This is a genomic window from Mammaliicoccus sp. L-M44 (assembly GCF_022386355.1).
Classification (GTDB): domain Bacteria; phylum Bacillota; class Bacilli; order Staphylococcales; family Staphylococcaceae; genus Mammaliicoccus; species Mammaliicoccus sciuri_A.
In genome coordinates this window covers 68862-84393 of the sequence record NZ_JAJNIU010000005.1, presented here as the reverse complement: position 1 = coordinate 84393, position 15532 = coordinate 68862, and the positions used below count along the sequence as shown (strand labels likewise).

Here is a 15532-nt window from a genome sequence, read left to right as displayed (position 1 = left end):
TACATTGTTCGAGATACGGTTAAGATGAAGTTGTATGTTTGTGAAGATGTGAGGTGTGAGTTTGGTGAACATGTTAGTTTACTGCCTCTTTAACTCACATCTTTTGCAATCTCGTGAGTTTATTGCTTCTTTAACTCACATGTTCAATTTCTCTCACAACTTCTACTTACCGTAATCAAAGTATTCTTCTAATGTTGTGTCTTGTTTATAAATTTTTTCTGCTAATTCTTTACCGACATATCTTAAATGCCATGGTTCATATTGGTATCCTGTTATTTTTTCTTTGCCTAATGGATATCTAATGATAAATCCATATTGATGTGCGTATGTTTTAATCCATTTTCCTTCGTTTGTATTACCGAATGACTTTCTAAAATCATCAGTTGCTGAGTTTGAACCTACATCAAATGCTAATCCTGTCTGATGTTCTGATTGTCCTGGTTTAGCACTATATTGGTTAGCTGCTTCTTCACCATCTCTTGCTACATAATCATTATATAGTTGTTTTTGATTTTCATAAGAACGATATCCGCTTCTAAATACTAAGTCTAAACCTTCATTCGTTCCATCTTGTATTAGTTTATTTAATTGATTTCTTGCAGTACTATTTTCACCTGGGGCATAATCATGTGGTAAGCCTACTTTTTTATTTACAAAAACATGCCCATCAACATAAGTGATGCCATCTTTCTTTGTAACTTTATGTTTCTTCTCTTCTTGCTTTTTAGATTTTTGTGCAGTCTCTTTTTTATCTTTTTGAGTATGTTCTTCTTTAGTAGATTGCTTATCTGTATTCTGATCATCACTACATGCGCTTAATACTAAAGTAGATATACCAATTATTAAAAATAATTTCTTCATGCGTAAAGCTCCTTATTTCATAAAATTTACTATTTATATACTATTTTAACCAATTAAGGCTGAGACATCCATTAATGTCTCAGCCCCTCATACATATTTATGATTATTTTTCGAAGTCAATATTCATTCTTTCAAGAATCATCGTATATGCATCATTACCCCATTGCAATGAGCGTTTAACTCTTGAGATTGTTGCAGTTGAAGCACCTGATTCTTTTTCTATATGAGCATAAGTGTATCCTTGTTTAATCATTTTAGCCACTTGTAATCTTTGTGACAATGACTGTAATTCATTTACTGTACATAAATCATCAAAAAATTGATAACATTCTTCTCGAGTTTCTAATGTAAGAACTGCATCAAATAGTTCATCTAATGCTTTTCCTCTTAATTTTTCAATTTGCAAAAAATCAACCCCTGTTTAATATAAGTTCATTAATTGCATTTTAACGCACTAACCTATTAAAGTACAGTAAAACGTGTCTTATTCTATACCCGCTCTTCTGAATATTGTATCGACTTGATTTAAATGATGTTTCTCATTGAAGCATTCATCTAATTCTTCAGTACTTAACAAGTTTGTAATTTTTTCATCTTGTTCTACTAATGTTCTAAACGGTGTTTGAGTTTCCCATGATTCCATTGCTTTTGGTTGAACGATATCATATGCTTCTTCTCTTACCATACCTTTATTAATTAACGTTAACATAACACGTTGTGAATAAATTAAACCAAATGTTTTATCGATATTACGTTTCATATTTTCTGGATATACTGTTAAACGATCGATGATATTCGTAAATCTGTTTAATGCATAATCCAATGCGATTGTTACGTCTGGTAACATAATTCTTTCAGCAGATGAATGTGAAATATCTCTTTCATGCCATAATGGTACATTTTCATAAGCTGTCGTAATATATCCTCTAATCACACGTGCTAAACCTGTAACATTTTCTGAACCAATTGGATTACGTTTATGAGGCATTGCTGAAGAGCCTTTTTGACCTTTAGCAAAAGCTTCTTCAACTTCACGTGTTTCAGTTTTTTGTAAACCACGAACTTCTACTGCAAATTTTTCAATAGATGTTGCGATTAAACCTAATGTCGCAATGTAATACGCATGACGATCACGTTGAAGTGTTTGCGTAGAAACTGGCGCACAACCTAACCCTAATTCTGTACATACATGCTCTTCAATTTCTGGTGGAATATTTGCAAATGTACCAACTGCACCACTCATTTTTCCAACTTCAATTTCTTCACGAACTCGTTTAAATCTTTCTAAGTTACGTTTCATTTCTGTATACCATAGTGCCATTTTAATACCAAATGTTGTTGGTTCAGCATGTACACCATGTGTTCTACCCATCATTAAAGTTGTTTTATGTTCAATTGCTTTATTTTTTAATACTTCTAAAAATCTTTCTAAGTCTTTTTCAATGATTTCATTTGCTTGTTTAATGACATAACTTAACGCTGTGTCAACAACATCAGTTGAAGTTAAACCGTAATGTACCCATTTACGTTCTTCACCTAAAGTTTCAGAAACTTGTCTTGTGAATGCCACAACATCGTGACGTGTTTCTTGTTCAATTTCTTTAGCTCTATCAACGTCGACCTTAGCATTTTGTCTTATAAGCTTTACATCTTCTGCAGGAATGTGTCCTAATTTACTCCATGCTTCACAAGCTAGTATTTCAACTTCTAACCAAGCTTCAAAACGATTTTGTTCTGTCCAAATATTAGCCATTTCTTCTCTTGAATAACGTTCAATCATTGATAAATTCTCCTAACATATTTTAGTCATTTATAGTATAACAGACTTCTTCGAACACGTACATTGTTTATAAAAAATACAAAATTGTTCGTGATTTATAATTTTATTCCTAATATCTTTCATTATATATTGTAACAGTATGAGAATAAACTAAAAGCAGAAAAAAATCTGGGCCACATTCTCATGTCCCAGATTTATTTTCATTCTTTGATTTTCTTACCTACGAATTGTATTTCTTGTTTAAGAACTTCGATGTCACCATTTTCTTTCTCAATAAATACAGGTTTTTCAAATCTTTTTACAGGTGTATAACCTTGAGCTTTCATTCTTTTGAGACACATTTCAATTGTTTCATTGTCTTCTACTCTAAACTTCATCCGTATCATACGCCTTTAATTTTTTGCTTCGTACACCTTTAACCCAGAATCCACCGTGTATGTTCTTAGGTTCATAAGCGATTACAAAGGCTTTAGAATCCAATTGTTTAATTGTATCCATTAATTTCAATTCAAATCTACGTGGTGTTAAAATTTGCATCACTAAGCGATCTCCATCTCGTCCTTTAGCAACGTAATGTGTTACACCATAACCTAAATCTCTTAACGTTCTTGGTAAATCCGTTTCATATTCAGCTGTCGTAACATTTACAACGATATATCCTAATGCAATTTTCTCTTCAATTTTCATGCCGACAATGATGCCTGCAGCAAATCCAAGCGCATAAGCTAATATATTCTGAATTTGGTCAAGACTATTGATAACTAAACCTAATCCGATAACATAAACAACTACTTCAAGTACACTAACAGCAGCGGCCACATATCGATATCCTTTTAATGTTAAAATTGTTCTCATTGTTAAACAGGATACATATACTATATTAATGACAAATATAGATAGTACCATTAACCATGGATTATCTAATATAGCTGACATTTAAACCCTCCATAAATCAAAATACTGGAATCATTTTATCAAGCAAACTTATGAAAGTCACGAATTATTTTGGCCATGTGTAACGGTTATAAGGCATTTCTCGTTTATGCGCATTTCTTACATAGTGTTTTTGAATAATTTCTTGATCTATTTCACTGATTTTTTTACCTTCTAAGAAGTCATCAATTGCATCATAAGTCACGCCTAATGCTTCTTCATCTGGTAAAGCCGGTTTATCTTCTTCTAAATCAGCAGTTGGTACTTTATTGATTAAATGATCTGGACCACCTAAATATTTTAAAATTGCTTTGCCTTGGCGTTTATTAAGTCCGAATAATGGTGCAACATCACAAGCGCCATCTCCAAATTTCGTATAGAAACCTGTAATATTTTCAGCAGAATGATCCGTACCAAGTACAATTCCACTATTAGCAGAAGCAATTGAATATTGAACTTTCATTCGTTCTCTCGCTTTTTCATTCCCTTTTTGGAAATCAGTTAATTCTACACCCGCTTCTTTCAACGATTGAATACTCGCGTCCACTGCAGGCTTAATATTGACTGTTACACGTTTACTTGGATTGATAAAATCTAATGCATCTTGTGTATCTTGTTCATCAAATTGTTCGCCATAAGGTAATCTTACAGCAATAAATTCATATTGATGATTCTCTTCAGCATTTAATTCATCTACTGTTAATTGCGCGATTTTACCTAATAATGTCGAATCTTGCCCGCCGGAAATACCTAACACTAAAGATTTAACAAAACTATGTGCTTTAACGTAAGATTTCAAGAACTGCTTGATTTCTTCAAATTCCTTTTTGGGATCGATTGATTTTTTAACATTCATTTCTTTGACAATGATTGATTGTAAATCTCTCATGACTCTTCCACATCCTTTATCGCTTCTGCAACTCTTTCTGCCACTTCGAATATTTTTTTATTTTTATTATCCCAACATGCTTTACTTAAATCTACTGGATATTCTTCAGGATTTAAATAACGTTTATTTTCTTCCCATAGTATATCTAGATTGTTAAAAGCAAATTCCCTAATTTCATTTATTTCAGGAAGTGTGTACACACGTTTACCGTCTTTAAAAATGTCTTGATGTAAATCGACAGCTTTAAAATGCTTGATATATTTCATTTTATAAGTATGAACAGGATGGAACATTTTTAATCGTTCTTCTTTATTCGGCTCTTCATCTTCTAAAGTAATATAATCGCCTTCAGATTTATTCGTTTTAGTATTGATAATTCTATAAACATTTTTCTTACCAGGTGTTGTAACTTTTTCAGCGTTGTTAGAAATTTTGATGCGATCTGATAATTCGCCATTTTCTTCTTCAATTGCTACAAGTTTATATACAGCACCTAACGCTGGTTGATCATATGCTGTAATCAGTTTCGTACCGACACCCCATGCCGTTACTTTAGCACCTTGTGCTTTTAAACTTGTAATCGTTTGTTCATCTAAATCATTTGAAGCAAAGATTTTTGCTTCTGTAAAGCCAGCTTCATCTAACATTCTTCTTGCTTCTTTAGATAAATAAGCAATATCTCCTGAGTCTAGTCGAATACCGATAAAATTAATTTTATCTCCTAATTCTTTCGCTACTTTAATCGCATTCGGCACACCCGATTTTAAAGTATGGAAAGTATCTACTAGAAACACACAATTTTTATGTCTTGCAGCATATTTTTTAAACGCTGTATATTCATCATCGTATGTTTGAACCATTGAATGTGCATGTGTTCCTGAAATCGGAATACCAAATAATTTACCAGCTCTAACATTACTTGTAGAATCAAATCCACCAATCATCGCTGCTCTAGCACCCCAAATCGCAGCATCCATTTCTTGCGCTCTTCTAGTACCAAATTCCATTACTATTTCATCACGAACAACTTGTTTAATTCTACTTGCTTTAGTCGCAATTAACGTTTGGAAATTCACGATATTTAAAAGTGCTGTTTCAATAAGTTGAGCTTGAATAAGTGGCGCTTCTACTCTAATGAGTGGTTCATTATTGAAACAAAGTTCCCCTTCTTTCATTGCTCTAATGTTCCCAGTAAATCTCAATGATTTTAAATAATCTAAATAATCATCTTGATATCCAACTTCTCTTAAATACTCAATATCTGATTCTGTGAATTTGAAATGCTCAATAAATTGCACAATTCTTTCTAATCCACTAAAAATAGCATAGCCGCTATTAAATGGCATGCTTCTAAAATACAAATCAAAAATAGCAGTACGCTCATGAATACCATCATTCCAATAAGTTTCACCCATATTGATTTGATATAAATCCGTGTGTAACATCAAACTATCGTCTTCATATTTATACATTATTCAATACTCCTCAGGTTATCTAATTTTATATTATTTTATCATACTTTTTAAATTAAAAATTAAAAAGTAACTTAAATATATCAAGTCATTTACCTCTGTGATAAAATACTAAAGATGTAAAATTTAGAAGGAGGCATACAAATGAAAAATTCTTCATTCAAAAAATTATTTATTATACTTTCAATTATTGTAGCTGTCTCTGGTTTTTCACAAGGAATGCTCTTACCACTTATATCGGTCATCTTTGAACGAAATGGTATTTCAAGTTCATTGAATGGTTTACATGCAACTTCATTATATATAGGTGTATTTTTATCATCATTCTTTATCGAAGGGCTTGTTAGAAAGTCTGGGTTTAAATATATGATATTAGTTGGTGGAGCCATAGTTGCCTTATCTTTATTGTTATTTCCAACTTTAAAGACATTATCTATTTGGTTTATTTTAAGACTATTAATTGGTATTGGTGATAATATGTTACACTTTAGCACGCAAACTTGGTTAACACATATTACACCTAAAGAAAAATTAGGAAGAACGATTTCTGTTTATGGTTTCAGTTTCTCAGCAGGTTTTATGTTAGGGCCCCTTTTAGCTAAACTTGTAGACGTTTCGGAAGCTTTACCATTTATCCTTTCAGCAATACTTTCATTAATAACAATTTCATTAGTCCTTTTAATACACAATGAATTCCCTTCATCAAATGTTAGACCAGTCAGTATATTAAATACGTTAAAAAACTTTGGTGATGTTATAAGAACATCATGGATAGCGTTTATGTTTCCATTATTATATGGATTATTTGAAGCAGGATTACATAGTAACTTCCCTGTTTATGGTTTAAGAAATGGACTTGATGTCACAAGTATTACATTAATCTTACCTGCATTTAGTCTTGGTGCTATTCTTTTCCAAGTACCATTAGGCATGTTTAGCGACATTCATGGTAGAAAGAAAGTATTAACAGGATTAACATTAATCGGCAGCATCGTGTTTATGTTAGGTGACTTTTTACCAACGAGTACATTTATTATGATGGGATTATTCTTAATCGCAGGATTATTCACAGGATCTTTTTATGGATTAGGTGTAAGCTTTATGACAGATTTAACACCGAAGCATAATCTACCTGCTGGTAATTTAATGATAGCCATGTCATTTAGTGTCGGTAGTATCATTGGCCCAATGCTTGGAGGAACGATTATACAATTATCAAACGGCACAATATTCTTTACGATGATTGCTGCGTTTGTATTTATCGTCTTTATTCTATTACTTATTCATAGAACACCTACAAAAGTTGAAGCATAATTTAAGCTATTAATAAAAATTAAAATCGCATCGTTAAAATATAATGAGAACCCATAGACTTTGATCAATTCAAATGTCTATGGGTTTATTTTTTATATATTTTTTTGATATTTTAAATATTCAGAACTTTCAATTGATATGTTTCGTTATGCATGTTATAGTATCATTTATAATTAAATAAATACTTTAACTTGGTAGAGAGTAAAAGCGAGGTTTATAATATGGATTATGTAAAATACAGAGATGACGTTATTCAAAAGAAAGAAAAAGAACTTAAATTTCTAAAATATTTTAGTACTCGAGATTTCGAAGTGATTGATATGAGCTTCATAGAGAAACTTCATTGGAAACAATTAACACAAGATGATTTGAATAGTTTAGATACTAGAAGTATTTGGAAAAATGGCGATGCATTTTATAGTTTAAGAAATGATTGGACGGATCAAATCCAACATTATAGTCGTGAATATAACCTTGATGCACGTTCCGTAACATATGCTGGCCCTATCGCAATTAATGAACATATATATACAAATTTAGGTGTTGAAATTTTCAATCCTAAAAGGAATGACATGTTGCAATGTTATGAATATATACATGACTTTATCCAAAATGAACTTGATTTAAATGTTGATTTTGCTGTTATTGGGCATTATCAATTATTTGATCTTTTACTTTCTAAAGAAGAACAAAACGAAGAATTATTTACGGCTATTAGTGAAAGGAATATTTCAAAAATTTCTAAACTACTTTCACAAAATCATTCACTCGTACAATTACTTAAAACACCTACTCATCAACAATTAGACTTTTTAACAACTTTTGCTGATACTGACCATCCAACTTATAAATCTTTACAATATTGGAAAGCGACATTAGAAGCATCAGGTATTAACCATATACATTTAGATATAACAACAATGCCCCCAAAATCATATTATGTTGGGAGCTTCATTCAGCTTTACGAAAATAACAATAGAAATCCAATCGCTTCAGGCGGGCACTATAACGGTACGTTAGAAGGTTTTGGATTTGGTATTCAACTATCATAGGAGGTCATTATGTTAACAGTTGCATTAAGTAAAGGACGTTTATTAAAAGATTTCATAAAATTTATTGATGAAAATGGTAACCCAAAATGGGCAGACGCCTTAAATAATAGAGAACGTAAACTTCAAATTGAAGTTGCGAACGTTAGATTTATTCTTGTTAAAGGAAATGATGTATCAACATATGTTGAAGAAGGCATTGCTGATATTGGTATTACAGGCAGTGATATTCTAGATGAAAAAGATAAACTCAATGTAAACAACTTAGTTGATTTACCTTTTGGTTATTGTCACTTTGCTGTTGCAAGTAAACCTGAAGTAACAGAATATAAAAAAATTGCGACGACTTATGTTAAAACGACGAAAGCGTACTTTAAAAATAAAGGACAAGATGTCTCAATTATTCCATTATCAGGATCTGTAGAATTAGCAGCAGTAGTGAATATGGTTGATGCTATCGTTGATATCGTCCAAACGGGTACGACATTAAAATCTAATGGACTCGTTGAAAAAGAATCTATTGGTGACATCAATGCTAAACTTATTACAAATAAACATGCATTTTTTAGTAAATCAAATATGATTGAATCATTTATAGAAGAAATTGGGGTGTCGATGAATGCTATCTAAAACGGAATTCATAAATAAATTTGAACAAGATAGATTAACAGACGAAAGTAATACTGAAGATGTTAAAAAAATTATCCAAGATGTTAAAGAACAGCAAGACCAAGCTTTATTTCGCTATAACAAGAAATTCGACAATGTTGATTTAGAGCAACTTGAAGTCCCACAATATGATATAAAAAACAGCATCAACCTTATATCAGATACTTTAAGATCAGCACTTGAAACAAGCTTTGAACAAATTAAAAATTTCCAACAAAAAATTAAACATGAAAATGTAACAACAGGTCAAACTTACCAACTTTATCATCCTATTGAAAAAGTCGGCATCTATGTACCAGGTGGAAAAGCAAGTTACCCATCAACAGTTCTGATGACAGCTACACTTGCTAAAGTAGCAAATGTTCAAGAAATTATTGTTGTTACCCCACCTCAAAAAGATGGTATCGACCCAGCTATACTTGCTGCATGCCATATTACGGGTGTTGATCGTGTATTCCAAGTTGGTGGCGCTCAAAGTATCGCTGCATTAGCTTTCGGTACTGAAACAATTCCAAAAGTAGATAAAATTGTTGGACCAGGTAACCAATTTGTTTCACTAAGTAAACAGTTATTATATGGTGTAGTTGGTATTGATCAAATAGCTGGACCAAGTGAAATTGCACTTATTGCTGATGAAAATTCAAATGTAGATTACATCATTCAGGATATATTAGCGCAAGCAGAACATGATGAACAAGCTAGAACATTTCTAGTATCAACAGATTCTTCTTTCTTAACAAAAGTTCAACAGAAACTACAACAAGCTATAGATCAAGCACCAAGAAAACAAATTATCGAACAAAGTATTAAAAATTATCATTATCCAATTTTAACGCGTGATATTCACGAAACGATAGAAGTCATTAATTATATTGCGCCAGAACATTTATCCATTCAAACGACTGATCCAAGTAAATATATTGGTAAAATTAAATACGTCGGAGCAATGTTCTTAGGTCAATACTCACCAGAAGCAATTGGTGACTATGCTGCTGGACCGAGTCATGTATTACCGACTGATAAAACAGCAAGATTCTCGAATGGCTTAACAGTTAATGATTTCTTAACGAGTCATTCTGTCATTCATTTAGATGAACACACTTATCAAAGTATTGCACCTAGTGCCATAGCTTTGGCTGAACAAGAAGGTTTATATCAACATAAACAATCTTTAGAAGTGAGATTAACAAACAACGAGGAGTCGTGAAACATGATTAGAATAAACAAGAATGAAAGTCCTATTCCTGCATTAGATGATGCAACTTTAAAAAATATTATCGCCAATTCAAATTTTAATTTTTATCCTGATGAGGAATATGATGCCTTTATCAAGTCTTATGCAGACTACTATCAATTATCACCTAACCAAGTTTCTGCAGCTAATGGTTCAGATGAGTGGATTCAAAAATGCATGATTGCATTACCAGATGGACCAGTACTAACGCTTAATCCAGATTTCTTCATGTATACTGCATATGCTCATCAGATTAATCGCCCTATTCACTATGTAGATGCAGAAGATGACTATACATTCTCGTTAGATAAAATTAAGCAATCAATCCAAAAATTAAAGCCAGCATTTTTCATTATGAGTGTGCCTCATAATCCATCAGGCATTCAATATCCTAAAGCATTTTTAGAAGAAATCGCGAATGAAATGAAGGCAATTGGTGGTTATTTTATTATTGATGAAGCTTATTTAGATTTTGGAGATGCATATGATATTGAATTACAAGACCATATCATTCAAATGCGTACGTTAAGCAAAGCATTTGCAATAGCTGGATTAAGAGTCGGCATCGTCATTTCTACTGAGAAAACCATTCAAACTTTAAATCGTATCGCGCATCCTTATCCATTAAACACATTAACTTTAAATATTGCGACTGAAATTTTCAGTAACAAAGAACTTGTACATTCATTATTAAAGCAACAAAGACAATTGAGTATTCAATTAAGAAATATTTTCGAACAACATGTGAGCGATGTTATCCATGTTATACCTTCAAAAACAAATTTCGTCTTAACTTATGGAGATTTAGCAGAATCATTAGGTCAATATATTTATGACCATGGCTATTTACCAAGATTTTATGATGAACCAAACATGCAACAAACTGTTAGATACTCTATTGCTACAGAATCTGAATTAAATGAACTTGAAAAAATCGTTAAAGAATGGAGACAAGAATATGACTTATCAAAAAGAAAGATCAACTAAAGAAACAGATATCAAAATTCAACTACGATTAGATGGAGAAGATTCAAACATTAATACAGGTGTTGGTTTCTTAGACCATATGTTGACGTTATTTAGTTTTCATAGTGGTATTGCATTAAATATAGAAGTTGATGGAGATACACATGTAGATGATCATCATACTGTTGAAGATATTGGCATTGTAATAGGTCAATTACTTCTTGAAGTCGTTAAAGATAAAAAATCATTTACGAGATATGGTTCATTCTATATACCAATGGACGAAACTTTAGCATGTGTTGTAACGGATATAAGTGGCAGACCATATTTATCATTTAATGCGACATTTTCTCGTGAAAAAGTTGGCACGTTTGATACCGAACTTGTAGAGGAATTCTTTAGAGCACTTGTGATTAATGCAAGATTAACGACACATATTGATTTAATTAGAGGTGGCAATACACACCATGAAATCGAAGCGATTTTCAAAGCATTTGCTAGAAGTCTAAAAATCGCATTAACACAAGATGATTATGCAGGTATCCCTTCTTCTAAGGGTGTGATTGAATAATGATTGCAATCATTGATTACGGACTTGGCAATATTAAAAATATTGAACGTGCCCTCTTACATTTAGGATATGATGCCATATTAACTTCAGATGAAGAAACTATAAAAAATAGTACACATGTTATTCTTCCAGGTGTCGGGCACTTCAAAGATGCTATGAAACAATTGACATCAAGTGGTCTAGACAAAGTGATTAAAGATATTAAAGATACACATAAAATCATTGGCATTTGTTTAGGTATGCAAGTTCTATTTGAATACAGTGCGGAAGGTTCAACAAAAGGATTAAATTTATTGCAAGGGAACGTTATACCTATAGAGAGTCCCTACCCTGTTCCACATTTAGGATGGAACAATTTACAAAGTGAACATCCTCTACTTGATGGTGATGTTTACTTTATACATTCTTATCATGTCTCTACTGATTTACCTATAGTTGCTACAGCAGACTATGGACAACCAATCACTGCAATCGTGCAACAAAAAAATATTATCGGTATACAATTCCACCCAGAAAAAAGTGGTGATTACGGACTCAAAATACTAGACCAAGCATTGAAAGAAGGTTTTTTAAATGATTGAAATTTGGCCAGCAATAGATTTAATAGACTCCACTAGCGTGAGATTAACTGAAGGTAAATATGATTCTAAAGAATCTATGCCTAGAACTGCAGAAGAAGCAATTGCTTTCTATTCAAAATTTAAACAAGTTTCTAGAATTCATGTCATCGATTTAATCGGCGCAAAAAATCAACAACCAACAGAAGCAAATTACATAGAACAACTCGTCAATTTAACTCATTTACCAATTGAAGTTGGTGGCGGTATTCGAAGTGTTGAAACAATTGAATCATATTTAAATAAAGGCGTTGAGTACATTATCGTCGGCACTAAAGGCATACAAGACTTAGACTGGTTAAAAGAAGTGACTAATAGGTTCCCTAACAAAATATATTTATCTGTCGATGCATATGTTGAAAAAATCAAACTAAACGGTTGGCTCGATGATGCCGGCATAAACCTATTTGATTTCATTGAAAAAATTAACACATTCCCTCTCGGCGGAATTATCTATACAGATATTTCGAAAGACGGTAAATTATCTGGACCAAACTTTGAATTAACAGGCAAATTAGTACAATCAACATCTATACCTGTCATTGCATCTGGTGGTATAAGAAATAAAGATGACATCAATCAACTGGATGCATTAAATGTTCACGCTGCTATTGTTGGAAAAGCAGCAAATACGGATGCATTTTGGGAGGGTATTGAATGATCAAAAAAAGAATCATCCCATGCTTAGATGTTAAAGATGGACGAGTCGTTAAAGGCATAAAATTTAAAGGTTTGAGAGATATTGGACATCCAGTTGAATTAGCTGAATATTATAATCAAGAAGCGGCAGATGAGCTTGTGTTCTTAGATATTTCTAAGACAGAAAATGGACATCAAATGATGTTAGATATCATATCAGAAACAGCTTCAAAATTATTCATTCCACTTACAATTGGTGGTGGTATTAGTACACTTGAAGATATTTCGGTATTACTTAATCATGGTGCTGATAAGATTTCTTTAAACTCAAGTGCATTGCGTAACCCAGCATTTATTCGTGAAGCGAGTGATAAGTTCGGAAAACAATGTATCTGTATCGCAGTTGATGCTAAATGGGAAGAAGAACATCAAGATTGGTACTGTTATACACATGGTGGTAAACAGCGAACAGATAAACGCGTGTTAGATTGGGTTCAAGAAGTTGAAAATCTCGGCGCCGGTGAATTATTAATTACCAGTATGGATTACGATGGTGTTAAACAAGGATTTGATCATCGTTTATTAACAGAAATAAACCAACTGGTGTCTTTACCTGTTATTGCATCAGGTGGTGGCGGTAATAGTCAGCATTTTGTTGATTTATTTAAACAAACAGATGTATCTGCAGGTCTCGCTGCAAGTATTTTTCACGATAAAGAAACAACGATACAAGCAGTCAAAACACATTTATCTAATGAAGGAGTGAATGTACGATGAGTGAATTAGCACCTGATTTTTCTAAAGGTCTTGTACCAGCAATTTTACAACATTACCAAACTGGACAAGTATTAATGTTAGGTTATATGAATGAAGAAGCTTATAACTTAACCATTCAAGATAAAGTCTGTTGGTTTTATTCAAGAAGTAAAGATCGTCTATGGAAAAAAGGCGAATCGTCCAATCATATCCAGCATGTTATCGATATACAATTAGATTGTGACCAAGATACAATTTTGTTACAAGTCAATCCTGATGGCCCTACTTGTCATACTGGATCTGTTAGTTGTTTTAATACTGAAGAACCATACACGCTTGAATCTTTAGAAATGACTATTCAAGAAAGTGTTGATTCTAATAATCCAAAATCATATACAAATTATTTACTTAATAAAGGTATAGATAAAATTTCTAAAAAATATGGAGAAGAATCATTTGAAGTCGTTATCGCAGCGATGAAAGATGACAAATTAGAACTCACAAATGAAGTCGCTGATGTACTTTATCATTTATTCGTATTACTACATGATAGAAGCGTTAAATTTGAAGATGTGATATCAGTATTAAAAGAACGTCATAAAAAGTCAGGTAATTTTAAAGGTGAACGACAAGACATTAATAATTGGTAAATTGTCATAATTCATATATTGTCAAAAATTAGCAGTCGCTTATACTAGTACATAGAGGTGTATTTATGTTACGAGATAAAGCGACTGCTTTTATTAAAGATATGTATAAAGAATTAGAAATATCAGAATTACAAATGAATAAAAGAATACAAGAAATTGAACATGAAATTTCTAAAACTGGTACTTATACCCACACTACCGAAGAATTAGAATATGGTGCGAAAGTAGCTTGGAGAAATTCAAATAGATGTATTGGTAGACTTTTTTGGGATAAATTGACGGTTAGAGATTTAAGACATATTCAAGATGAACAAACATTTATCGCTTCAATTGAAGATCACATTAAAGACGCTACAAATGACGGAAAAATCAAACCAATGATAAGCATATATAATAACCAAATAGAAATTATGAATGAACAATTGATTAGATATGCAGGATACGAAAATAAGGGCGACCCTAAATCTATCAAAATGACGAAATTAGCACACCATTTAAATTGGCAAAGTCCTCATACTGATTTTGATGTGCTTCCATTAATGTTTCGAATTAATCAACAACGCCCTAAAATCCATCAATATCCACAAGGACTCATTAAAGAAATTAACATCACTCATAAACAGTATCCTAAGTTAGCATCACTACAACTAAAATGGTATGCAGTACCCATCATTTCAAATATGGATTTAGAAATTGGTGGTATATATTATCATACTGCCCCATTCAACGGGTGGTACATGGAAACTGAAATTGGCGTTAGAAATTTTACAGACGAATATCGCTATAATAAATTAAAAGACATTGCAGAAGCATTTGATTTTGATACAACGACAACATCAAGTTACTGGAGAGATAGAGCTTTAGTAGAGTTTAATTATGCTATTTATCATTCGTATAAAGAAGCGGGTGTTGCGATTGTTGATCATTATAATGCCTCTAAACAATTTAAGAAATTTGAAGAAAATGAATGTAAAGCCAATAGAAAAGTGACCGGAAAATGGAGTTGGCTCGCACCGCCCCTTTCACCTTCACTTGTACATAATTATCATAAAGGCTATGATAATGAGATGAGAAGTCCAAACTTTTTATATAGACAAAATCAACAAGGTTGTCCAATGCATTAGAAAGGAAG

18 protein-coding genes are annotated in these 15532 nt (G+C 32.2%); 11 read left to right on the top strand and 7 right to left on the bottom strand.

Annotated elements, in window-relative coordinates; all coding sequences use genetic code 11:
• Window positions 1-162: 162 nt before the first annotated feature.
• The 7 genes from LQ611_RS04235 to LQ611_RS04205 all read right to left on the bottom strand — a co-directional run bounded on the left by LQ611_RS04235 (window position 163) and on the right by LQ611_RS04205 (window position 5935).
• Window positions 163-861, bottom strand: coding sequence for a M15 family metallopeptidase (locus tag LQ611_RS04235; RefSeq protein ID WP_025905128.1), 699 nt, complete (start codon window positions 859-861; stop codon window positions 163-165).
• Window positions 862-964: 103 nt separating this feature from the next.
• Window positions 965-1267, bottom strand: coding sequence for a YerC/YecD family TrpR-related protein (locus LQ611_RS04230; protein WP_025905127.1), 303 nt, complete (start codon window positions 1265-1267; stop codon window positions 965-967).
• Between the two features lie 78 nt (window positions 1268-1345).
• The gene (purB, locus tag LQ611_RS04225; protein WP_025905126.1) at window positions 1346-2641 is read right to left on the bottom strand and encodes an adenylosuccinate lyase; all 1296 of its coding nucleotides are present in this window, start codon (window positions 2639-2641) and stop codon (window positions 1346-1348) included.
• A 200-nt stretch (window positions 2642-2841) separates the two neighbouring features.
• Window positions 2842-3018, bottom strand: a complete 177-nt coding sequence (locus LQ611_RS04220; RefSeq protein ID WP_049320405.1) for an NETI motif-containing protein — start codon at window positions 3016-3018, stop codon at window positions 2842-2844.
• The gene (locus LQ611_RS04215; protein ID WP_025905125.1) at window positions 3008-3577 is read right to left on the bottom strand and encodes a DUF2179 domain-containing protein; all 570 of its coding nucleotides are present in this window, start codon (window positions 3575-3577) and stop codon (window positions 3008-3010) included. The genes LQ611_RS04220 and LQ611_RS04215 overlap by 11 nt, the downstream gene beginning before the upstream one ends.
• 64 nt (window positions 3578-3641) lie before the next feature.
• A complete protein-coding gene (gene nadE / locus LQ611_RS04210; protein WP_119493906.1) occupies window positions 3642-4463 on the bottom strand; it encodes an ammonia-dependent NAD(+) synthetase in 822 nt (273 codons plus the stop codon).
• Window positions 4460-5935 carry a nicotinate phosphoribosyltransferase gene (locus tag LQ611_RS04205; protein ID WP_239709362.1) on the bottom strand — a complete coding sequence of 492 codons (1476 nt, stop codon included), beginning with the start codon at window positions 5933-5935 and terminating at the stop codon, window positions 4460-4462. The genes nadE and LQ611_RS04205 overlap by 4 nt, the downstream gene beginning before the upstream one ends.
• Window positions 5936-6079: 144 nt before the next feature.
• Here LQ611_RS04205 and LQ611_RS04200 point away from each other — a divergent pair, with 144 nt between their 5' ends.
• The 11 genes from LQ611_RS04200 (at window position 6080) to LQ611_RS04150 (ending at window position 15524) form a co-directional block, all read left to right on the top strand.
• Window positions 6080-7249 carry an MFS transporter gene (locus LQ611_RS04200; RefSeq protein WP_025905122.1) on the top strand — a complete coding sequence of 390 codons (1170 nt, stop codon included), beginning with the start codon at window positions 6080-6082 and terminating at the stop codon, window positions 7247-7249.
• Between the two features lie 221 nt (window positions 7250-7470).
• Window positions 7471-8301 carry an ATP phosphoribosyltransferase regulatory subunit gene (locus tag LQ611_RS04195; protein ID WP_025905121.1) on the top strand — a complete coding sequence of 277 codons (831 nt, stop codon included), beginning with the start codon at window positions 7471-7473 and terminating at the stop codon, window positions 8299-8301.
• Between the two features lie 9 nt (window positions 8302-8310).
• A complete protein-coding gene (hisG, locus tag LQ611_RS04190; RefSeq protein WP_025905120.1) occupies window positions 8311-8928 on the top strand; it encodes an ATP phosphoribosyltransferase in 618 nt (205 codons plus the stop codon).
• A complete protein-coding gene (hisD, locus tag LQ611_RS04185) occupies window positions 8918-10174 on the top strand; it encodes a histidinol dehydrogenase (RefSeq protein ID WP_025905119.1) in 1257 nt (418 codons plus the stop codon). Before hisG ends, hisD begins: the two co-directional genes overlap by 11 nt.
• A gap of 3 nt (window positions 10175-10177) precedes the next feature.
• Window positions 10178-11188, top strand: coding sequence for a pyridoxal phosphate-dependent aminotransferase (locus LQ611_RS04180; RefSeq protein WP_025905118.1), 1011 nt, complete (start codon window positions 10178-10180; stop codon window positions 11186-11188).
• A complete protein-coding gene (gene hisB, locus LQ611_RS04175) occupies window positions 11160-11738 on the top strand; it encodes an imidazoleglycerol-phosphate dehydratase HisB (protein WP_239709361.1) in 579 nt (192 codons plus the stop codon). Before LQ611_RS04180 ends, hisB begins: the two co-directional genes overlap by 29 nt.
• Entirely contained in the window at window positions 11738-12319 is a 582-nt protein-coding gene (hisH, locus tag LQ611_RS04170) for an imidazole glycerol phosphate synthase subunit HisH (RefSeq protein WP_025905116.1), read from the top strand. The genes hisB and hisH overlap by 1 nt, the downstream gene beginning before the upstream one ends.
• Window positions 12312-13016 (top strand): 1-(5-phosphoribosyl)-5-((5-phosphoribosylamino)methylideneamino)imidazole-4-carboxamide isomerase, encoded by a 705-nt coding sequence (gene hisA / locus LQ611_RS04165; protein WP_025905115.1) that lies wholly within the window; start codon window positions 12312-12314, stop codon window positions 13014-13016. Before hisH ends, hisA begins: the two co-directional genes overlap by 8 nt.
• A complete protein-coding gene (hisF, locus tag LQ611_RS04160; RefSeq protein WP_025905114.1) occupies window positions 13013-13771 on the top strand; it encodes an imidazole glycerol phosphate synthase subunit HisF in 759 nt (252 codons plus the stop codon). Before hisA ends, hisF begins: the two co-directional genes overlap by 4 nt.
• Window positions 13768-14400, top strand: a complete 633-nt coding sequence (gene hisIE / locus LQ611_RS04155) for a bifunctional phosphoribosyl-AMP cyclohydrolase/phosphoribosyl-ATP diphosphatase HisIE (protein WP_025905113.1) — start codon at window positions 13768-13770, stop codon at window positions 14398-14400. The genes hisF and hisIE overlap by 4 nt, the downstream gene beginning before the upstream one ends.
• Window positions 14401-14465: 65 nt before the next feature.
• Window positions 14466-15524 (top strand): nitric oxide synthase oxygenase, encoded by a 1059-nt coding sequence (locus tag LQ611_RS04150; RefSeq protein ID WP_025905112.1) that lies wholly within the window; start codon window positions 14466-14468, stop codon window positions 15522-15524.
• Window positions 15525-15532: the final 8 nt, after the last annotated feature.